At 72.6% G+C, this 19,798-nt stretch carries 15 protein-coding genes and 1 tRNA gene; 7 read left to right on the top strand and 9 right to left on the bottom strand.

The window, feature by feature from the left end:
* The first annotated feature begins 6 nt into the window (after nucleotides 1-6).
* The 5 genes from ACFVYR_RS33200 (at nucleotide 7) to ACFVYR_RS33180 (ending at nucleotide 8,331) form a co-directional block, all read left to right on the top strand.
* A complete protein-coding gene (locus ACFVYR_RS33200) occupies nucleotides 7-1,329 on the top strand; it encodes a hypothetical protein (protein WP_384259243.1) in 1,323 nt (440 codons plus the stop codon).
* Nucleotides 1,323-3,935: a tetratricopeptide repeat protein gene (locus tag ACFVYR_RS33195; RefSeq protein ID WP_384259353.1), complete on the top strand. Its 2,613-nt coding sequence runs from the start codon at nucleotides 1,323-1,325 to the stop codon at nucleotides 3,933-3,935. The genes ACFVYR_RS33200 and ACFVYR_RS33195 overlap by 7 nt, the downstream gene beginning before the upstream one ends.
* 2 nt (nucleotides 3,936-3,937) lie before the next feature.
* Complete coding sequence (locus ACFVYR_RS33190) at nucleotides 3,938-5,266, top strand: PP2C family protein-serine/threonine phosphatase (RefSeq protein WP_384259245.1); 1,329 nt, start codon at nucleotides 3,938-3,940, stop codon at nucleotides 5,264-5,266.
* A 120-nt stretch (nucleotides 5,267-5,386) separates the two neighbouring features.
* Nucleotides 5,387-6,733 carry a VWA domain-containing protein gene (locus tag ACFVYR_RS33185; protein ID WP_384259247.1) on the top strand — a complete coding sequence of 449 codons (1,347 nt, stop codon included), beginning with the start codon at nucleotides 5,387-5,389 and terminating at the stop codon, nucleotides 6,731-6,733.
* A gap of 92 nt (nucleotides 6,734-6,825) precedes the next feature.
* Nucleotides 6,826-8,331, top strand: a complete 1,506-nt coding sequence (locus ACFVYR_RS33180; RefSeq protein WP_384259249.1) for an FHA domain-containing protein — start codon at nucleotides 6,826-6,828, stop codon at nucleotides 8,329-8,331.
* Nucleotides 8,332-8,352: 21 nt separating this feature from the next.
* On the opposite strand, the gene ACFVYR_RS33175 is transcribed toward ACFVYR_RS33180, so the two are convergent.
* The gene (locus tag ACFVYR_RS33175; protein WP_384259252.1) at nucleotides 8,353-9,339 is read right to left on the bottom strand and encodes a methyltransferase domain-containing protein; all 987 of its coding nucleotides are present in this window, start codon (nucleotides 9,337-9,339) and stop codon (nucleotides 8,353-8,355) included.
* 114 nt (nucleotides 9,340-9,453) lie between these two features.
* Between ACFVYR_RS33175 and ACFVYR_RS33170 the strand changes: the two genes are divergently transcribed.
* The gene (locus ACFVYR_RS33170) at nucleotides 9,454-9,867 is read left to right on the top strand and encodes a globin (protein WP_384259254.1); all 414 of its coding nucleotides are present in this window, start codon (nucleotides 9,454-9,456) and stop codon (nucleotides 9,865-9,867) included.
* 97 nt (nucleotides 9,868-9,964) lie between these two features.
* Here ACFVYR_RS33170 and ACFVYR_RS33165 read toward each other — a convergent pair whose 3' ends face one another.
* From ACFVYR_RS33165 to ACFVYR_RS33130, 8 genes are all read right to left on the bottom strand, one after another.
* Nucleotides 9,965-10,651 carry a hypothetical protein gene (locus ACFVYR_RS33165; protein ID WP_384259257.1) on the bottom strand — a complete coding sequence of 229 codons (687 nt, stop codon included), beginning with the start codon at nucleotides 10,649-10,651 and terminating at the stop codon, nucleotides 9,965-9,967.
* The gene (locus tag ACFVYR_RS33160; RefSeq protein ID WP_384259259.1) at nucleotides 10,648-11,097 is read right to left on the bottom strand and encodes an acyl-CoA thioesterase; all 450 of its coding nucleotides are present in this window, start codon (nucleotides 11,095-11,097) and stop codon (nucleotides 10,648-10,650) included. Before ACFVYR_RS33160 ends, ACFVYR_RS33165 begins: the two co-directional genes overlap by 4 nt.
* 7 nt (nucleotides 11,098-11,104) lie before the next feature.
* Nucleotides 11,105-12,769 carry an energy-dependent translational throttle protein EttA gene (gene ettA, locus ACFVYR_RS33155; RefSeq protein WP_384259261.1) on the bottom strand — a complete coding sequence of 555 codons (1,665 nt, stop codon included), beginning with the start codon at nucleotides 12,767-12,769 and terminating at the stop codon, nucleotides 11,105-11,107.
* 295 nt (nucleotides 12,770-13,064) lie between these two features.
* Nucleotides 13,065-13,514 (bottom strand): hypothetical protein, encoded by a 450-nt coding sequence (locus tag ACFVYR_RS33150; RefSeq protein WP_384259263.1) that lies wholly within the window; start codon nucleotides 13,512-13,514, stop codon nucleotides 13,065-13,067.
* A gap of 46 nt (nucleotides 13,515-13,560) precedes the next feature.
* The gene (locus tag ACFVYR_RS33145) at nucleotides 13,561-14,913 is read right to left on the bottom strand and encodes a Cys-Gln thioester bond-forming surface protein (RefSeq protein ID WP_384259356.1); all 1,353 of its coding nucleotides are present in this window, start codon (nucleotides 14,911-14,913) and stop codon (nucleotides 13,561-13,563) included.
* A gap of 360 nt (nucleotides 14,914-15,273) precedes the next feature.
* Entirely contained in the window at nucleotides 15,274-15,717 is a 444-nt protein-coding gene (locus ACFVYR_RS33140) for a single-stranded DNA-binding protein (protein WP_384259266.1), read from the bottom strand.
* Nucleotides 15,718-15,921: 204 nt separating this feature from the next.
* A complete protein-coding gene (locus ACFVYR_RS33135; RefSeq protein ID WP_384259268.1) occupies nucleotides 15,922-17,760 on the bottom strand; it encodes a GTPase in 1,839 nt (612 codons plus the stop codon).
* 5 nt (nucleotides 17,761-17,765) lie between these two features.
* Nucleotides 17,766-19,415, bottom strand: a complete 1,650-nt coding sequence (locus ACFVYR_RS33130; RefSeq protein ID WP_384259271.1) for a dynamin family protein — start codon at nucleotides 19,413-19,415, stop codon at nucleotides 17,766-17,768.
* A gap of 308 nt (nucleotides 19,416-19,723) precedes the next feature.
* Here ACFVYR_RS33130 and ACFVYR_RS33125 point away from each other — a divergent pair.
* Nucleotides 19,724-19,796, top strand: a tRNA-Arg gene (locus ACFVYR_RS33125).
* The last annotated feature ends 2 nt before the right edge of the window (nucleotides 19,797-19,798 follow it).

Below are 19,798 nucleotides of genomic sequence, written 5' to 3'. Positions count from 1 at the left end.
TGATCGATGAGCGTCGCGGGACCCCCCGGTCCGGTGATGGACCGGGATGAGGTGGACCGTGCGCTGGCGCGCCTCGACGCCGAGCACGAGGCGATCGAGACCTCGCTCCTCGCCCTCCAGGACCACGCGGGCCGCCGGCTCCTCGAAGGCGCCCGGCTGACCGGCGTCACCGAGGAGCGCTGGGCGGCCACGGAGGGCCGGATCACGCTGCTCTGGGCCTACTTCGACGCCTACGCCGGCGCCCTGCGCACCGCACGCGAGGTCCGCGAGCGCAGACGCTGGCCCAGCCGCGACGACCTCGCCGAGCTGACGGAGCTGCTGCGCGGCGAGTCCGTGACCGTCGCGGGCGCCACCGCGTCCGCCACCTCCCCCTCGATCACCAACCCGGCCAAGCTCACCGAACGGTTCACGCTCGAAGAGCTCGTCGCCCGGATGAACGAGCTGTACGCGCACTCCCTGGACATGGTCGTCGCCGCCGACGCGGTCTGGTCCGCGCTGCCCGCCCGCATCGACCTGCTCGCCGCCGAACTGGCCCGCACCCGCCAGCTCGCGCACTCCGTCGGCGTACGTCCGGGAGAGCACCCGTCGGGCGACGACCTGGAGCGCATCACCCGGGCCCTGACCGCGCTGCGCGAGCAGGTGGTCTCCGACCCGCTGGCGTTCTGGCAGCGCGCGGAGGGCAGTTCTGCGCCGGGCGGCGGACGCCCGCACACCGAGCGCTACGACCGCGAGGCGCGCGCCCTTGAGGAGGTGCGCCGCGAGATCGAGGCGGTGCTCACCGTCCGCCAGGACGCGGAGGCCCGCCTCGGCAGGCTGCGCGACGTGCTCTCGCGCGCGGACCGCACCCTCGCCGAGGCCAGGAGTGCCCGCGGCGAGGTCCTCGCGAAAATCGCCGCCTCCGAGGTGCCCGCGGTCAGCGGCCCGCCGACCGCGCTCCAGGAACAGCTGGCGGCCGCCGCCGAGTACCGCAGGTTCGGGCAGTGGCACCGGCTCTCGCCGCTCCTGGAGTCCCTCGAGGAGAAGGCGGAGGACGAACTGCTGCGCGCCCGCGAGTCGTTGACCGCCGTCACGGCCCCGCTCGCGGTCCGCGCGGAGCTGCGCGGACGCCTCGACGCGTACAAGGCGAAGGTGGCACGGCTCGGTCACGCCGAGGACCCGTTCCTGATCGAGCGGTACGACGCGGCGCGCCGGATGCTGTGGAGCGCGCCCTGCGATCTCCGCGTGGCGGAGCAGGCGGTCCTGCGCTACCAGCAGGCCGCCGCCGAGGCGCTCGCGCCGAGGGTCCCGCAGCAGGGCGGCGGGCCGACCGACCGGACGGGGGAATCGTGAGTCAGCAGGAGTGCCAGCGGCCCGAGTGCACGGGGTCGTACGAGGACGTGGGCGGCGGCGAGCTGTACTGCGACACCTGCGGTCTCGCGCCGGTCGTCGCGCCCAACGGCATGGTGAGCTCGCCGCCGACCGGGATCACCGGTGGCGGCAAGGGGTCGCGGGGCTCGGGGAGTTCCGGCGCCCGTTCCTCGTCCCGCTCGGCGTCGCACTCGTCCCGCTCGGCGTCGCGCTCGTCCCGCTCGTCGTCGCGCTCGTCGCGCTCGCAGTCGTCGCGCAGGTCGGTGTCGGGGCGGCTGTCCCGTTCGCTGTCCGGCGGTTCGACGTCCCGGTCGGTGTCGGTGCGCAGCTCGGGCTCGGCCGCCTCGTCCTCGGCCCGCGGGCGGCTCGGCGTCGGCCTGGTCACGGTCCCCGACGTGCCGCGCCCCGACCCGCGCGGCGCGGTGCAGGAGAACCCCGAGGTGCCCGAGCGGAAGCGGTTCTGCTCGCGCTCGGACTGCGGGGCGCCGGTGGGGCGTGCGCGCGGCGACCGGCCCGGCCGGACCGAGGGGTTCTGCACCAAGTGCGGCCACCCCTACTCCTTCGTGCCGAAGCTGGGCGCCGGTGACATCGTGCACGGCCAGTACGAGGTCGTGGGCTGTCTGGCGCACGGCGGCCTCGGCTGGGTCTACCTCGCCATCGACCGCGCCGTCTCCGACCGCTGGGTGGTCCTCAAGGGCCTGCTCGACACCGGTGACCAGGACGCGATGGCCGCCGCGATCTCCGAGCGCCGCTTCCTCGCCGAGATCGAACACTCCAACATCGTGCGGATCTACAACTTCGTCGAACACCTCGACCAGCGCACCGGCTCCATGGACGGCTACATCGTCATGGAGTACGTGGGCGGCAAGTCCCTGAAGGAGATCGCCAACGGCCGCCGCACCGCCCAGGGCAAGCGCGATCCGCTGCCGGTCGAGCAGGCGTGCGCGTACGGCATCGAGGCCCTGGAAGCCCTCGGGCACCTGCACAGCCGCAACCTCCTGTACTGCGACTTCAAGGTCGACAACGCCATCCAGACCGAGGGCCAGCTCAAGCTCATCGACATGGGCGCGGTCCGCCGGATGGACGACGACGAGTCCGCGATCTACGGCACCGTCGGCTACCAGGCCCCCGAAGTCGCCGAGACGGGCCCCTCGGTGGCCTCCGACCTCTACACGGTGGCGCGCACGCTCGCGGTCCTGACCTTCGACTTCCAGGGCTATACGAACGTCTTCGTGGACTCTCTGCCCGACCCGGACAACATCGAGGTCTTCCGTACGTACGAGTCGTTCTACCGGCTCCTCGTGCGGGCCACCGACCCGGACCCGGCCCGCCGCTTCGCCACCGCGCAGGAGATGGCCGAGCAGCTCACCGGTGTGCTGCGGGAGGTCGTGGCGCTCCAGACGGGACGGCCGCGGCCCGCGCTCTCCACGCTGTTCGGGCCCGAGGTGAAGGTGCCGGACACCGAACTGTTCGCGGAGCTGACCGGGGAGGTGTCCGTCCTCGGGGCGCGCCCCGAGCCGTCCGCCGCCGGCAACGGCAGGGCCCTGCCGCCCGCCGCGGGCCAGGTTGGCCCGGCGGGCGCGGCAGGCCCGGACGGCGCCGTGTCAGGGCCGGGAATCGTCCGTGCGGTCGACGCGGTCGCCACGGCGCTCGCCCTGCCCGTGCCGCTCGTGGACCCGGGCGACCCGAACGCCGGGTTCCTGGCCGGCCTCATCGCGTCCGCGCCCGCCGAGCTGATCACCGCGCTGCGGGCGGCGCCCGCCGACTCCCTCGAGCTGCGGCTGCGCGGCCTGCGCGCCCGCCTGGCCATGGGCGAACTGGCGCCCGCCGCCCAGGCCGTCGCCGATCTGGAGTTCGAGCATCCGGACGACTGGCGGGTGGTCTGGTACCGGGGCGTGGCCGCCCTCGCGACCGGCGACTTCGAGGTCGCGGCGCTGTCCTTCGACGCGGTCTACGACGCGTTCCCCGGTGAGCCCGCGCCGAAGCTCGCGCTCGGCGTGTGCGCGGAGGTCCTCGGCCAGCTGGACAACGCCGCCGAGTACTACCGCCTGGTGTGGGCCACCGACCCGAGCTATGTGAGCGCGGCATTCGGCCTGGCCCGCGTGCGGCTCGCCGCCGGGGACAGGGCCGGCGCCGTACGCACGCTGGAGTCGGTGCCGGAGTCGTCCATCCACTACACGGCGGCCCGGGTCGCGGCGGTGCGGGCACGACTGCGGCAGCGTATGGCGGGCGGGCCGGCGCTCTCGCGGGGCACCGCGTTCCTGGACGATCTGACGGCCGCGGCGGGGCAGATCGAGGCGCTCGCGGGGTTCGGCCTCGACGCGGTGCGCAGGGAGCGCCTGTCGACCGAGGTTCTGGGGACGGCGCTCGACTGGGTACTCTCCGGTAGTCACTCTGGTCACGCGTCCGCGCCACCGGCCACCACCGGGACGGGGACCGTACTGCTCGGCAGTGACCTGGACGAGCGCGGGCTCCGGTTCGGTCTGGAGCGTGCGTACCGGACACTGGCCCGGCTCGCACAGGGTGGCGAGGAGAGGATCGAACTGGTGGAACGGGCCAACCGTTTCCGCCCCCGGACGTGGGTGTGAGTATGTCGCAGATGCCCCAGCTGTCCGCCTGCCCCAGCTGTGAGGAGCCGCTGGAGTCGGGCGACCTGTATTGCGGTGCGTGCGGGTTCGACCTGTCGGCGGTGCCACCGCGGCCGACGGCCTCGCCGAACGGCTCGGCGCCGGCCGACGGGCCCGCGCCCGCCGCCGGGTGGCCCGTCGCCCCGGACGCGGACAGCTCCGACCGGCCGGTACCGGCCCATCTGCCAACCGACCTGCCGGGCACGGACTCGGCGGGCGACGCGCTGTCAGGATCCCCCGCGGCGGCTGCCGCGAACGCCGGGGAGCCGGGTCCCGACGCCGAGCCGGACGAGTACCCCTTGCCCGCCCCCGACGCGACCGCTCCCCCTGCGACCGCTCCCCCTGCGACCGCCCCCGACGCCACGCCCGCCGCGGGCACCAAGCTCTGCGTCGCCTGCCGTTCGGGCCGGGTGGACCCGGACGGGTACTGCGAGAACTGCGGGCACGCCCAGCCGCGCGAGCGCGACCACATGGAGCAGGAACTCGACGTGGTCGCCGCGGTCAGCGACCGCGGCCTGCGCCACCACCGCAACGAGGACGCCTTCGCGATCTCCACGGCGGCGCTGCCCGACGGCTCCCCCGCCGTCGTCGCGATCGTCTGCGACGGCGTCTCCTCCGCGACCCGCCCGGACGAGGCCTCGCTCGCCGCGTCCCGCGCCGCCAACGCCTCGCTCCTCGATGCGCTGCCGCGCGGCCTCCATCCGCAGCAGGCCATGCACGACGCGATCCTCGCGGCGTCCGAGGCCGTCAACGCGCTTGCCGACGAGCCCGCTTCGGCCCGCGAGCACAGCCCCCACCAGAACGCCCCGGCCTGCACCCTGGTCGGCTCGGTCGTCGCCGGCGGCCTGCTCGTCGTCGGCTGGGTCGGCGACAGCCGCGCCTACTGGGTCCCCGACGACCGCGGCGGCCCCACCGTCCGGCTCACCGAGGACGACTCGTGGGCCGCGCAGATGGTCGCCGCGGGTCTGATGAACGAGGCCGAGGCGTACGCCGACGAGCGCGCGCACGCCATCACGGGCTGGCTCGGCGCCGACGCGTACGAACTGGAGCCGCACACCGCTTCCTTCAAACCGGACCGTGCGGGTGTAGTGGTGGTGTGCACGGACGGGCTGTGGAACTACGCGGAGGCCGTCGAGGAGATGGCCGACGCGGTGCCCGCGGACGCCGCGGACCGGCCGCTGCACAGCGCCCAGGTCCTGGTCGGCCACGCGTTGGACGGCGGGGGCCACGACAACGTAACAGTGGCCGTCGTCCCGTTCCCGTTCGTGCCGCAAGGGGCAGGATCGGCCTAGGGCCGGGTGTGGGATCGGCCTGGAACCGGGCGGGGGGCCGTGCCGGTTCGCGCGGTGTGAGGTTTTCAGGATCCGAGTTTTCAGGTACTGAGTCTTCAGGATCTGAGGGGGAGCAGTTCCATGGCCAACTTCTCGAAGTCGAACGTGCCGCAGTTCTCTGTGGACGTCTACCAGAACGAGTACCTCCCGGAAGGCGGCCGGGAGGTCAACGCGATCGCCACGGTCACCTCGACCGGCGGCGGAACGATCGGGTCCGCGGTGCGCGCCCCGCACCTGTACTCGGCGGGGCAGGGCCCGGACGCCGCCGTGGCGGTCATGGTCGACTGCTCAGGATCGATGGACTACCCGCCGACGAAGATGCGCGGCGCGCGGGACGCCACGGCCGCCGCGATCGACGCCCTGCGCGACGGCACGCACTTCGCGGTGATCGGCGGCACGCACGTCGCCAAGGAGGTCTATCCGGGCGCCGGGCGCCTCGCGGTGGCGAGCGCGCAGACCCGCCACCAGGCCAAGCAGGCGCTGCGCGGACTGAGCGCGGGCGGCGGCACGGCCATCGGCACCTGGCTGCGCCTGGCCGACCGCCTCCTCGCCTCCGCCGACGTCACCATCCGGCACGGCATCCTGCTCACCGACGGCCGCAACGAACACGAGGCGCCGGACGACCTGAAGGCCGCCCTCGACTCCTGCGCGGGCCGCTTCACCTGCGACGCCCGCGGCGTCGGCACGGACTGGGAGGTGAAGGAAGTCACAGGGATCGCCTCCGCGCTGCTCGGCACCGCCGACATCGTCGCCGACCCGGCCGGGCTCGCCGCCGACTTCACCTCGATGATGGAGACGGCGATGGGCAAGGAGGTCGCCGACGTCAGCCTGCGCTTGTGGACGCCGGTGGGCGTGGAGATCAAGTTCGTGAAGCAAGTGGCGCCCACGGTCGAGGAGTTGACCGAGCGCCGCACGGAGGCGGGCCCGCGCGCCGGGGACTACCCCACGGGGTCCTGGGGCGACGAGTCGCGCGACTACCACATCTGTGTACAGGTGCCGGGCGCCGAACTGGGCCAGGAGATGCTCGCGGCCCGCGTCTCACTGATCGTGCCGCAGGAGGACGGAAGCGCGCGGACGCTGTCGCAGGGACTGGTGCGGGCGGTGTGGACGGACGACATGACGGTCTCCACCTCGATCAATCCGCAGGTCGCGCACTACACGGGCCAGGCGGAACTGGCACAAGTCATCCAGCAGGGCCTCGACGCCCGCAAATCGGGAGATGTCGACGGCGCGACGGCGAAGCTCGGCCGCGCGGTCCAGCTCGCCGGGGCCTCGGGCAACGCCGATACGGCGAAACTGCTTTCGAAGGTGGTGGACGTCGTCGATGCCGCGGCAGGTACTGTTCGATTGAAGGCGAAGGTCGCCGAGGCCGACGAGATGACACTCGAGACCCGGTCGACGAAGACCGTTCGCGTGAAGAAGCAGTAGCGCGGCGCGCACGCGCCGTTCGCGCCACAGCTGATCCGACCGACAGCGATGTACGGCCCTCGGGCCGGAGAAGGAGAGGGGGAAGCGCCGACATGCCGACCTGCCCGAACGGACACCAGTCGGGTTCCGACGACTGGTGCGAGGTCTGCGGTCACCGCATGGCCGGTGCCGTACCGCCGCCTCCCCCGCCGCCGCCCCCCGCCGGGTACGGCTATCCCCCGCCGCCGCCCGGCCAGGACCCCGGCTTCCCGCAGCCCGCGCCGGGACGCCCGCACCTGGCCGCCGTGCCGGACCCGGCCCCCGAGGGCCAGCTCTGCCCGCAGTGCCGCACCCCCCGCGAGGCGAACGCGCCGTTCTGCGAGGAGTGCCGCTGGAACTTCCTGACGAACACGGCGACGTCGTACACCCCGGCCGCGCCGAACCCGCCGCTGCCGGGCACGCAGGGCGGCCCCGGTCCTGGGCGGGGTCCCGGTCACGGCCCCGGCCCCGGCATGCCGCCGGGTCCGAACCCCGGGCAGCAGTTCCAGCCACCTCCGCCGGGATACGAGTACCAGGGCTCGCGCCCCTCGCAGATGAACCGCCCCGCCGAGCCGATCCCGCCGTTCGGCAACGGCGGCGGCCAGCAGGGTCCGGGGCAGCAGGGTGGTCCTGGGCAGCAAGGTGGTCCTGGGCAGCAGGGTGGTCCTGGCCAGCAGGGCCAGTCCGGTCCGCAGGGTCCCGGCCAGTCCGGCCCGCAGGGCCCCGGTCCGCAAGGCCCCGGTCCGCAAGGTCGGCCCGGCCAGGCGCCCCCCGGCGCACCGCAGGCCTTCCAGCAGCCGGGTCCGCCCGCGCCGCCCGCGTTCCCGCAGGGGCCGGGCGCCCCGCAGGGCCCGCCGCCCCCGCCGCCCGGCCCGTCCTTCGGTGGCGGAGACGACGACTGGGTGATCTCACCGCCCACGTCCGCGCCGTCGGCTTCCGCCCCCGCCCCGGCACCGGCCCCGCACCAGCCGTTCCAGCAGCCTGAGCCCTTCCAGCAGCCCGAGCCCTTCCGCCGGTCGGACATCTTCCAGCAGCCGGACACGTTCCGGCAGCCGGAGCAGCCCCAGCAGCCGGAGCCGTTCCAGCAGCCGGAGCCGTTCCAGCAGGGCGCCGAGCAGCAGCAGGCGCCCCAGGCCCCGCAGCCGCCTCAGGCGCCTCAAGCCCCGCAGGGCCCGGGTACGTGGACGGCGACCATCGGTCCCGACCGCGAGTACTTCATGGCGATGATGCAGCGCAGCGGTCCCGAGGCGTCGGGCCTGAACCTGCCCGCGTACTCGCCCGAGCAGCAGCGCCCGCTGTCCGGCAACCAGCTCACGATCGGCCGCCGCCGGCACTCCACCGGCGACACCCCGGACATCGACCTTTCGGTGCCGCCGGAGGACCCGGGCGTATCGCACCAGCACGCGGTCCTGGTCCAGCAGCCGGACGGCACCTGGGCGGTCGTCGACCAGAACTCGACCAACGGCACCACGGTCAACGGCGGCGAGGAGCCCATCCAGCCCTTCGTCCCCGTCCCGCTCCAGGACGGCGACCAGGTGCACGTGGGCGCCTGGACGACGATCACGGTCCGCCGCGACTGAGCCCGATCGGCCTTGGCCCGTTCACAGGGGCCAGACGTACGGCCCTTCGGGGTCGTCCAGCCAGGCCCATTCGTACGGTCCGCTCACCGTGACCCCGAAGCGCTCGCGCACCGGCTGCCCCTCGCGCTGCCACAGCGCGAGCGCTTCGTGCGGATCGAGGGTTGTGGAAGTCAGCTCGAGAAGGAAGCGGAAGAGCTCGTTCTGGAGGACCCCGCGTGGGAGCCCGCCGGTGTTCTGCCCGTACGAGGCCCGTACGTCCCCGCCGCGCAGCGGTACGAAGTAGGCGGGCGTGTGCAGGAAGCGCCCCTCGGCGTGCTCCGCGTCCCGCACGGTCAGCGCGATCAGCCCGGTGGCCAGCGGCGCGAGGATGCGGGCGCCGGGGCGGCACTGGGCGAGCCAGGCCCTGGGCACCGAGGTCAGGGTGCAGGTGGCGATGATCCGGTCGTAGGGCGCCCGCCCGGGGCAGCCGGCCGCGCCGTCGCCGGTGACCACCGCCGGACGGTACCCGGCGGCTGCCAGGTGCTGCCGCGCGGACTCCGTGATCTCGGGGTCCAGGTCGACGGTGGTCACGTGGTCGTCGCCGAGCCGGTGGGCGAGCAGCGCGGCGTTGTAGCCGGAACCGGCACCGATCTCCAGCACGTCGCAGCCGACGCCGTCGCGTCGTACATCCCCCACGTCCCCCATATGCAGTTCGCTGAGCATCTTCGCCATCAGGGACGGCTGGCTGCTGGAGGAGAGCAGGTCACCGTCGCGCACCCGGGTCGCCAGCGGGGCGTCCGTGTAGCAGCCGCGCAGCCAGCGGGCGCGGCGCCCTTCGTCGGGGTCCTCGCCCCACAGGCGCTCGTAGCCGCCGCCCGTGCCCACGTAGAAGTAGGGCACGAACAGGTGCCGCGGGACGGCCTCGAACGCCGCCCGCCAGCCGGGGTCGTCCCGCCACACCCCGCTCGCCTCGATCTCGCGCAGGAGGGCGGCCCGGGCCTCGGAGAGGAGGACAGGATCGGGTTCCATGTGTCCACTGTGCTGTGCCGACGGCCACGATGCGAGTGGCGGAACCCGGCCGCGCGCCGGACGGAGCCGGGGGTGGTCCTAAGCCTTCCGTACTCGGCCGCCCCGTCTGAGACCATGGAACGCGTGACAGAGATTCCGCGCGGCACGCTTCAGGAGCAGACCTACTACGAACAGGTCGGCGGCGAGGAGACCTTCCGGCGCCTGGTGCACCTCTTCTACCAGGGGGTCGCGGAGGACCCGCTGCTGCGGCCGATGTACCCGGAGGAGGACTTGGGCCCGGCCGAGGAGCGCCTCGCGCTCTTCCTCATGCAGTACTGGGGCGGCCCCCGCACGTACAGCGACAACCGCGGCCACCCCCGCCTGCGCATGCGGCACGCGCCGTTCACGGTCGACAGGGCCGCGCACGACGCCTGGCTGAAGCACATGCGCGCGGCGGTCGACCAGCTCGGTCTCTCCGAGGAGCACGAGCGCACGCTGTGGAACTACCTGACGTACGCGGCGGCTTCCATGGTCAACTCCGAGGGCTGAGCCCCGCTCCCCCGGGGGGCTCTGCCCCACGGGGGCCGGCGGGGTGACGGCGAGCCTTCTCCGGGGACAGCCCCCGTCCTCGGGGAGGGGCGGCCACTCACGCAGGGGTGACGCTGAGCCCTCCGACGCCGGCGCGGCGTACCACGACGGACCCGTACGCCGTGCGCAGCCGCAACCACGCCCCCGACGACAGCAGCGTCAGGTCGTCGCCGCGCAGGAAGCCGAGCGACTGTGCCGCGTGTGCGGCCCGCACCGGCAGCCCCGTGTCGCCGACGGTCCTCGACCAGATCTCCCGGCCCACCCGGTCGAGCTCGGCCCGCACCCGCCGCTCGGCGGGCAACTCCTCTACGCGGGAACGGAATTCGGCGACGGCCGCCCGCACCAGGGCCCGCATCACCTCCGGAGCCGGAAGCCCCGGCTCCGGCCGCCAGCCGCCCCGCGGCGGCAGCACGCCCGCCCACGGCGGTCCGGTGACGGCGCCCGGGACCTCGGCGACCCCGGCCGTCTCCACGGGCTCCGCCGACGCGCCGACGCGCTCCAGGAGTTCACCGGCGGAGACGGTGACGTCGAGCGTGGCGTCGAGCCCGTGTTCGTACGGCTTGGCGAGCCGCGCCGTGCGGACGACCAGCACCTCGAACGACGGCGGCCGCCCGAACACGGCGAGCGTGTCCCCGGCGGCCTGCAGCCGTACCGCGGCCGCCTTGTCGTAGTGGATCAGCCGGGCCAGGAAGGCGGCGAGGTCCGCCGCCTCCCCGGCATCCGCGAAGTGCAGCCGCGCGGTCATGCGGCAAGCGCCCCCGAGCCGCCTCCGACGCCACCGGCGCTGTCGTCCACGTACTCCTCGAGGAACGAGCGCTCCTCGGCCGAGATCCGCCGCGGTCGCTGCGCCTCCAGGTCGAAGGGCACGACCACGGTCGAGGCCCGCACATACACCTGGTCCGCGTCCTTGATCTCGTACGCGATGGTCAGCGACGCCGCACCGATCTTCGTCACCCACGACTCGACGGTGACCGGCTCGTGCCGGTGCACCAACGGCCGTACGTAGTCGATCTCGTGGCGGGCCACGACCGACCCGCCGGAGAACGACGGCGAGCCGTCACCGGGCGCGAGCCGGAACATGAAGTCGATGCGCGCCTCTTCCAGGTACCGCAGGAAGACGACGTTGTTGACGTGCCCGAAGGCGTCCATGTCCGACCAGCGGAGCGGGCATTGGTATATGTGTCGAGCCACGGCCGCCTCAGCCTCGCGTGAGCTTCTTGTAGGTGGCACGGTGCGGACGGGCCGCGTCCGCGCCGAGACGCTCGATCTTGTTCTTCTCGTACGACTCGAAGTTGCCCTCGAACCAGTACCACTTGGAGTCACCCTCGTAGGCGAGGATGTGCGTGGCGACCCGGTCGAGGAACCACCGGTCGTGGGAGATGACCACGGCCGCGCCGGGGAACTCGAGCAGCGCGTTCTCGAGCGACGACAGGGTCTCGACGTCGAGGTCGTTGGTCGGTTCGTCGAGGAGGAGCAGGTTGCCGCCCTCCTTGAGGGTCAGCGCCAGGTTGAGGCGGTTGCGCTCACCACCGGAGAGCACGCCGGCCGGCTTCTGCTGGTCCGGGCCCTTGAACCCGAAGGCGGAGACGTACGCCCGCGAGGGCATCTCGACCTGGCCGACATTGATGTAGTCGAGCTCGTCGGAGACGACCGCCCACAGCGTCTTCTTCGGGTCGATGTTGGCGCGGCCCTGGTCGACGTAGGAGACCTTGACCGTGTCGCCGACCTTGATGGTGCCGGAGTCCGGCTGCTCAAGGCCCTGGATCATCTTGAACAGCGTGGTCTTGCCCGCGCCGTTCGGACCGATGATGCCGACGATGCCGTTGCGCGGCAGCGAGAAGCTGAGGTCGTCGACGAGGACCTTGTCGCCGAAGGCCTTCGAAAGGTGCTCGACCTCGACGACGATCGAACCGAGCCGCGGGCCCGGCGGGATCTGGATCTCCTCGAAGTCCAGCTTCCGCATCTTGTCCGCCTCGGCGGCCATCTCCTCGTAGCGCGCGAGGCGCGCCTTGGACTTGGCCTGCCGCCCCTTGGCGTTGGACCGCACCCACTCGAGCTCTTCCTTGAGCCGCTTGGCGCGCTTGGCGTCCTTCTGGCCCTCGACCTTGAGACGGGACTGCTTCTTCTCCAGGTACGTGGAGTAGTTGCCCTCGTAGGCGATCGCGCGGCCGCGGTCGAGCTCGAGGATCCACTGGGCGACGTTGTCCAGGAAGTACCGGTCGTGGGTGACGGCGATGACGCAGCCCGCGTACTTCGCGAGGTGCTGCTCCAGCCAGTTCACCGACTCGGCGTCGAGGTGGTTGGTGGGCTCGTCGAGGAGGAGCAGGTCGGGCGCCTCGATGAGGAGCTTGCAGAGGGCCACGCGGCGCTTCTCACCACCGGAGAGGGTGGTGACGGGCCAGTCGCCGGGCGGGCAGCCGAGCGCGTCCATGGCCTGCTCGAGCTGGGCGTCGAGGTCCCACGCGTTGGCGTGGTCCAGGTCCTCCTGGAGCTTGCCCATCTCCTCCATGAGCGCGTCCGAGTAGTCGGTCGCCATGAGCTCGGCGACCTCGTTGAAGCGCTTGAGCTTGCCCATGATCTCGGCGGCGCCGTCCTGGACGTTCTCCAGAACGGTCTTCGACTCGTCGAGCTGCGGCTCCTGCATGAGGATGCCGACGCTGAACCCGGGCGAGAGGAACGCGTCGCCGTTGGACGGCTGCTCAAGCCCGGCCATAATCTTCAGCACCGTGGACTTACCGGCGCCGTTGGGGCCCACGACACCGATCTTCGCGCCAGGAAGGAAGCTCAAGGTGACATCGTCGAGGATCACCTTGTCGCCGTGCGCCTTGCGCGTCTTGCGCATGGTGTAGATGTACTCAGCCAAGAGAAACCGTCCGGCAATCAGTGAGTGGGCAGATACACCCCATCTTGCCTGACAGCCACCCCCCGGAGGAAACCAGTATGGCCGGGGGGCCGTGAGCTTGGGCGTTCCTGGCCTACGACGGCGAGCGACCCGTCACTTTCCGTCGTTGCCTGTCGCCGTCGAGCGACCTCGGGCGGCGGCGACGCAGGCCCTCAGGGCGGGCAGCTCCATCCCCGCGGCATCGACACGATCTCTACCAAGCCCGGAGCACCGGGCACACCCTCGATACGGATGAAGCGGCCTCCACGGGATCAGTTCAAGCATCAGGCACACCGAGGTCTCGCCGCATGACCTTGCGGAGGGCGGCCACCACCGAGTCGAACTCATCCTCCAGCGCTCGGTGAGCAGCGGCCTCGTCCGCGGCACCGTCCAGGAGCAGGTCCCGCATGTCCCTCAGGACCACGAACGCGGCACGTGACGCCTCGACCACGTCCTGCGGGGCGATGATGGCCAGCTGGTGACGGATCTCGTACGCCCCGGGTGCCAGGAACAGATCCCGCACCCGTAGCGGACGCTCCTCCGCAGGGATGTCTGCCTGCACGCACTCATTGAGCGCGGTCCGCATGCGCGAGAGCGCGGCGGTGTAGTCGGCGTAGAGCTGCCTGCGCACGTCGAGGCTCTGGCCGGCACGCTCTCTGCGCCAGCTGATGCGGTCGGCGATCAGCGTGGAACCCACTCCGATGACGGCGCCGAGCAGCGTACTCACCGGCGATATCCACTCCATGACCGCGCCGCCCGGCCGCGCCTCCCGCTCACTCCTCCGTTGACGTCTCCGTCGAGTCACCCCTCTTGCGGACGAGGAAGACCGCCGCGCCGCCGAGTACGACGAAGCCCACCGCGATCGTGGCGATCAGGGGCGTGTTGCTGGAGCTGCCCGTTTCGGCCAGGTCGCCGCCGCCCGAGGTGCCGCCTGCCGAGGCGGGGCTGGGCTGGGAGGCGGGCTGCGCCTTGTTCTCGATCGCCGCGCCCTCGGTGCGGCAGTCGAGGACGCCCTTGAAGCGCTTCTCGAAGCCGTTCGGGCCCGTGATCGTGAAGTCGTAGGGCTGGTCCTCCTGCAGCGGTATCGTCACCGTCTGTGACGCGCCCGCCTTGATGGTGTACTCGAAGCCCATCAGCCGGAACGTGAACGGCTCGTCGCCCTTGTTCGTCGCGGTGATGTCCACGCCGCTCTTCGCGCAGTTCTTCTCCGCCGAGAGCGCCGGTACGGCTCCCTTGTCGGCCCAGTCGGCCGTCGCCGTCGCCGAGACCGTCGACTCGCTGGAGCCCGCGAGGATCTGCGTCTGGCTCCTGGTCTCGGACGCGAAGGCGCGGCCCACCGGGACGGTGGTGGACGCCTGGAGGGAGAGCGCGGCCGATCCGTCCGGGGCGTCCTTCGGCACGTCGAAGTAGAGGCGGCTGCCGTCGCGCGCCGACTTCACGGTCTTGCCGTTCTTGCCGACGACCTTCACGCCGCTCGCCTCGGAGTCGGCGGGCGGGGTCACCGTCACCGAATCGGCGTCGGTCCGCACGGTCACCGGGCCGACGCGCTCCCCCGCGCGCCCCGACACGGCGGGCGGGTCGAGGGTCAGCGAGGCCTTCGGCTCCGCGCTGTCGCGCGCGCTCCGGTGCAGGTAGTCGGCGAGCTTCTCGGCCTGCGGGTCGACGGCGTCGACCTTGACGTGGTCGGAGTAGCGCCAGATCGCCACCTGGGTGCCGGCCGCGGCGGTCTGTGCGGTGAGCGAGCGCACGCCCGCCTTCCTGGCCAGCGCCGCGAGATCGTTCACCTGCGGATAGGAGTGCTGCAGGATCCAGCGGATCTTGCCCGCGTCACGGTTGGCGTTCAGCGAGGTGCCGCTCCACGGGGTCTCCTGGTACTTGGCGTCCTTCTGCGTGGGGTTGAGGATGTCGACGCAGTACGTCTGCAGGGTCCCGCCGCCCTCCACCGACATCTCGAAGAGGCCCGCGGGCACCTGCTGCGAGCTGCCGTTGTCCCGGATGACGGCCTGGTCGTACGTCCGCAGCCCGCCCAGCGTCGCGGTCGCGCCGCCCTGGTGCTGCGGCGCCGCTGCCGCCGCGGCCGCGGTGGCGGCGGTCATTCCGCCCGCCACGGCCAGCCCCGCCGCCATGGTCACTGCGGCGAGGCGCGCGACGCCTCGGCTACGTATGGACAACGCAGAAAACACTGGATTCCCCTCCGGGCGGGACCCGTTCACAACGTTGGGGGGTGGTCCCGCCAGCAGACTGAGTGGGGCAGGATCATCGGCCGCCTGCGTGGCCTCACCTGCCGACTGCCCCGTGAGCTACGTCCGGCATCCTAAGGAAACAGCGGATCACGAGCCTCACCCATCCCATCGGGCGGCGGATCCGACTCGGAATCGTTATCCCCAATAGCTGCCCCGAGCTGGGCTTATCGACAAATCAACCGGCTTCATTCACCGATATGCCGCACAACGGTCGCCGCCAGAGGGAGTCCTGCTGACGGCACGTCACCCCACGGGCACCGGCTCCTTCTTCCTCGCGTCGGTGATCTCCTCCTCCCGTTCCGCCGTCGGCGCCGTCAGCGCGGGATTGCCCTTGGCCACCCGCCGGAACGCCGCCGTACCGCGCGACAGATCGTGTCCGATGGTCAGCGCCTCGATGTCCGCCGACGTCCAGTGCTGCCCACCTCGCTCCTCGTCGCGCACCTTCAACCGGCCCTGCACGATGACCGGTTCGCCCACGGACACCGAGCCCTGCACGTTCGTGCCGAGCGCCCGCCAGGCCCAGACCGTGAAGAAGTTGGTGTGCCCGTCGTTCCACGCGTTCTTCGCCGCGTCGAAGTACCGCGCGGTCACCGCCAGTCGGAACCGCGCCACCGGCCCCGAAGGCAACTCCCGGTACACCGGCGTCGTCGCGACATTGCCCACCACCGTCACCAAGGTCTCGTTCATGTCGATCCACTCCCCCGCTTCGTCTGCGCTTTTGCCGCCGCGCACTCCGCGGCTGCGTTCTCAGACTGCACCGGCCGCGCCGATCCCGCCGAGCCCTGTGGACCACCGCCGGGTTGTGGAAATCTCCGTCACTCGAAAGGGTCTCCGGGCGCCCCGGGGTGGTGGCTCTGGGGAACTCATTCCCTCACCCCACCGGCACCCCCTTCACCCCACCGGCACCCCCGTCACCCGCACGTACTGCTCCCTGACCTCCCGATAGCGCAGCAGCTCCGCCGCCACCGGATCGAGGACCCGCGCCCGCCCGCACCCGGCGGCCGCCTCCCGCAGTCGCCGTTCCGCCTCGGCCCCGTACCGGCGCGCGGGCCCCCGGGCCGCGAGGCGGCTCGTCCACTCCACGCACGGGCCGCCCACGATGCCCGCCAGCATCAGCAGCACCGGCACACCCAGGTTCGGCGTGGCCACGCCGATGATCTGCGCCACCAGCCAGAGCCCGCCCACGACCTGGAGCAACGTCATCGCCGCCTGGGTGAGGACGGCGGCCGGCCACCAGCCGGGCCGCGGCGGTCGCCCGGCCGGCACGCCCACCGTCACCGCCAGCTCGTCGAGCACCTCCGGCAGCCCCTTGGCACCGCGCACCGCGGCCTCCCGCACGGCCTGCCCCCAGGGCACCGGCAGCCCCGAAGCCGCCTCGTCGGCCACCGTGCGCACGGCGTGCTCCACGCGCTGGCGAGCCGTCGCCTCCTCGTCCACGGGAGCCAGCGCGGCCGACGCCGGGAAGCCCTGCGGGGAGCGCTGGGCCTCGTACCAGCGCCACAGTTTGAGCCAGGGGTCGCCGCACGCCTTGCCCGCGTTCCTGCGCCAGGCCCGTTCGGCCGCGTCCCCGGCCGCCGCCGCGCCCACGGCGTCCGCGAGGCGGTCGGCGAACTCCTCGCGTGCTTCCTCGCTGAGTCCGATCCGTCCGCGGTTGCGGCCCGCGTGCCCCTCGGCGACGTACACCGGACGCAGCCGGTCCGCGGCGGCGTCCAGGTCCGCGGCGATCCGGCGGGCCGCGGCGCCCCTCTCCTGGGTGAACTGGCCGAGCGCCTCGCGCAGTTCTCCGACGCCCTCGCCGGTCAGCGCGGAGACCGCCAGGACCGTGGCGCCCGGTTCGCCGTGTTCGCCGAGCGCGACGCCGTCCTCGTCGAGGAGCCGCCGCAGGTCGTCCAGGACCTGGTCGGCGGCGTCCCCGGGGAGCCGGTCGATCTGGTTGAGGACGACGAAGGTGACCTCCGCGTGCCCGGCCATGGGGCGCAGGTAGCGCTCGTGGAGCATCGCGTCGGCGTACTTCTCCGGGTCGACGACCCAGATGACGGCGTCGACGAGGGCCAGAATCCGGTCGACGTGCTCACGGTGCTCGCCGACCGCCGAGTCGTGGTCGGGCAGATCGATCAGTACGAGGCCCTGGAGTTCGTCGGTGCCGGGCCCCTGGAGTGGCCTGCGGCGCAGCCGTCCCGGGATCCCGAGCCGGTCGAGGAGGCCCGCGGCGCCGTCGGTCCAGCTGCATCCGATGGGGGCGGCGGTCGTGGGCCTGCGCACGCCGGTGTCGGAGATCATCACACCCGCGAGGGAGTTGAAGAGCGTCGATTTGCCGCTGCCGGTGGCTCCCGCGACGGCGACCACGGTGTGCCGGTCGGAGAGCCTGCGCCGGGCGGCGGCCTCGTCGAGGACGCGGCCGGCCTCGGCGAGCGTGCCGCTGTCGACGCGGGTGCGGGAGAGCCCGACGAGTTCGCGCAGTGCGTCGAGTCGTACGCGCAGGGGCCCCTCATAAGAGGTGGGCGATCCGGGGCTGCCTGAGCGGGTGTACGAGCGCACGCCGGTGTCGGCGTCCGGGCCCGCGGGACGGGCCCCGCCCGCGACGCGCCGCGCGATCAGGCCGTCGTCCCAGGCCCGTTCGGCACGGCCGCCGGGACGCTCGCGGTCCCCGCCGTCGGGCTCACTTCCGTCACTGTGGTCACCGTGGTCGGTGCGATCGGTGTGGTCGGGGCGGTCAGTGAGGGCGGTCACCGTGGTCACCTCTCCTTCTGCAGTACGGACAGGGCGGCGATCAGCTCGGCCTGGGGTTCGGGGTGCACCTCAAGGGCGTACAGGGGTGCGAGGCGCCGCTCCCGCTCGACGGTGAGGACCTTCTCCAGGTACTCGGCCAGCAGGCGTGAGCCCCGGTCGCGCAGCCGGACCGCGCTCTGCGCGCCGATCCGTTCCGCGAGGCTCTCCCCGGCGGAACGTGCCCGGCGCCCGCCGAGCAGGGCGGTGGCGAGCAGCGCGGCGACGACCTCGGGGTCGGGCAGCGCGTTCTTGTCCACCCGCTCGATCCCGCGCACCTCGTCCTCGGCGTACTCCTCCAGGACGCGCCGCCATCTGCGGACGGCCATCCCGATGCGGTGCTCGGCGCTCTCCGCCTCCGGGTCGCGGCCGGTGAGGCCGGGGGCCCCGGCGGCGGGTTCGTGCCGCCAGGCCTCGTCGATACGCTCGTCGGCGGCGGTGACGGCGCAGAGCAGCAGGGCTTCCAGGCTCTCGGCGATGGCGTCGAGCAGTTCACCGGCGCCGCAGTCGAGCGGGTAGCTGCGCCAGCGCTTCAGGGCGTCCCCTGCGAGCACGCCTCCGGCCCGCAAACGCCCCCGTACGCGCGCGTGCTCGTGTTCGTACGCCTCGTCGACGGCGGAGGTGAGCCGCAGTGCGGCCGCGTACTGGGCGGCGACGGCCCCCGCGAGTTCCGGCATCCGGGTGTCGAGGGAGGCGAGGGCGCCCTTGGCGGTGCGGGCGACGGCCTCGCTGCGGGCCGCCGGTTCCTGGACGCGTTGGGTGAGCCAGGCGCGCAGCGGGGCCACGGCGGTGGCGGGGAGCAGCCCGCCGCCGCCCGCGGACTCGGGCAGTTCGGGCACGGTGAAGCGCGGTACGTCGCCGAGGCCTGCCTTCGTGAGCAGCGCCCCGTACTGCCGTGACACCTCTGTCACCACTTGGTGGGGGACGCGGTCGAGGACGGTGACGAGGGTGGCGTCGTGCTCCTTGGCGGTGCGGAGCAGATGCCAGGGCACGGCGTCGGCGTACCGCGAGGCGGTGGTGACCATCACCCAGACGTCGGCGGCGGCGATCAGCTCGGCGGCCAGTACGCGGTTCTCGGCGATGAGCGAGTCGATGTCGGGCGCGTCGAGGAGGGCGAGCCCGCGGGGCAGGCTCTGCGCGATCTCGATCCGCAGGGCGCGCTCCTCCTCGTCGACAAGGGCGTGCACGTCCGCGTCGTCGTTCCTGCCGTCGTCCTCACCGCCCTCCGACGGCTCCGGCCGGGGCACCCACACGCGCGTGAGGTCGGGCAGTACGCGCATCCCCGAGAACCAGTGGTGATCCTCCGGATGGCAGACGAGCACCGGCGTACGCGTGGTGGGCCGCAGCACGCCCGCCTCGCTGACCTGCTGCCCCACGAGTGAGTTCACGAGGGTGGACTTGCCGGCGCCGGTGGATCCGCCGACGACGGCGAGAAGGGGCGCTTCGGGCGCCCTGAGGCGGGGCACCAGATAGTCATCGAGCTGTGCCAGCAACTCGTCCCGGTTGGCACGCGCGCGTGGCGCCCCCGGCAGGGGGAGCGGAAAGCGTGCGGCGGCGACACGCTCGCGCAGGGCGGAGAGTGCGTCAAGCAATTGAGGCCGTACGTCCAAGGTCACCACATGCGAAGAATGCCCAATTTTGGCGGCTTTCTGAAGCATATGACGGTCCCTGCGCGCCGATCGGACACAGGGGATGGAAGGGGCGACTGGGGCGCAGGCATAACGAGTGCACAACACCCGGGGCGCGAGACGCCAAAAGCGATGCGAGATTCGCACCTGCCTGCGATTATCAGGATCGCTTCACCGAACCTCCACATCGCGGCGCGGAGGCGAAGCACCAGGGGCAGGGACCCGGGAGCCCTATCCTTGTCCCCGGCAAGGTCACGGATCTCCCCCACATCCGGGCTCCATGCCACCGGCCACACCCGGCCCCCGTAGCTCAGTGGATAGAGCAGGCGCCTTCTAAGCGCTTGGCCGCAGGTTCGAGTCCTGCCGGGGGCGCA

It is taken from the genome of Streptomyces sp. NPDC058284 (genome assembly GCF_042881135.1).
In the GTDB taxonomy this organism is placed as follows: Bacteria; Actinomycetota; Actinomycetes; order Streptomycetales; family Streptomycetaceae; genus Streptomyces.
The sequence above is the reverse complement of the archived record's forward strand: the minus strand, read 5'-3'. Positions and strand labels throughout refer to the sequence as shown.

Coding starts and splice junctions, on each gene's coding strand:
- ACFVYR_RS33200 (WP_384259243.1), top strand. CDS start 7: ATGAGCGTCGCGGGACCCCCCGGTCCGGTGATGGACCGGGATGAGGTG.
- ACFVYR_RS33190 (WP_384259245.1), top strand. CDS start 3,938: ATGTCGCAGATGCCCCAGCTGTCCGCCTGCCCCAGCTGTGAGGAGCCG.
- ACFVYR_RS33185 (WP_384259247.1), top strand. CDS start 5,387: ATGGCCAACTTCTCGAAGTCGAACGTGCCGCAGTTCTCTGTGGACGTC.
- ACFVYR_RS33180 (WP_384259249.1), top strand. CDS start 6,826: ATGCCGACCTGCCCGAACGGACACCAGTCGGGTTCCGACGACTGGTGC.
- ACFVYR_RS33175 (WP_384259252.1), bottom strand. CDS start 9,339: ATGGAACCCGATCCTGTCCTCCTCTCCGAGGCCCGGGCCGCCCTCCTG.
- ACFVYR_RS33170 (WP_384259254.1), top strand. CDS start 9,454: ATGGAACGCGTGACAGAGATTCCGCGCGGCACGCTTCAGGAGCAGACC.
- ACFVYR_RS33165 (WP_384259257.1), bottom strand. CDS start 10,651: ATGACCGCGCGGCTGCACTTCGCGGATGCCGGGGAGGCGGCGGACCTC.
- ACFVYR_RS33145 (WP_384259356.1), bottom strand. CDS start 14,913: ATGGCGGCGGGGCTGGCCGTGGCGGGCGGAATGACCGCCGCCACCGCG.
- ACFVYR_RS33140 (WP_384259266.1), bottom strand. CDS start 15,717: ATGAACGAGACCTTGGTGACGGTGGTGGGCAATGTCGCGACGACGCCG.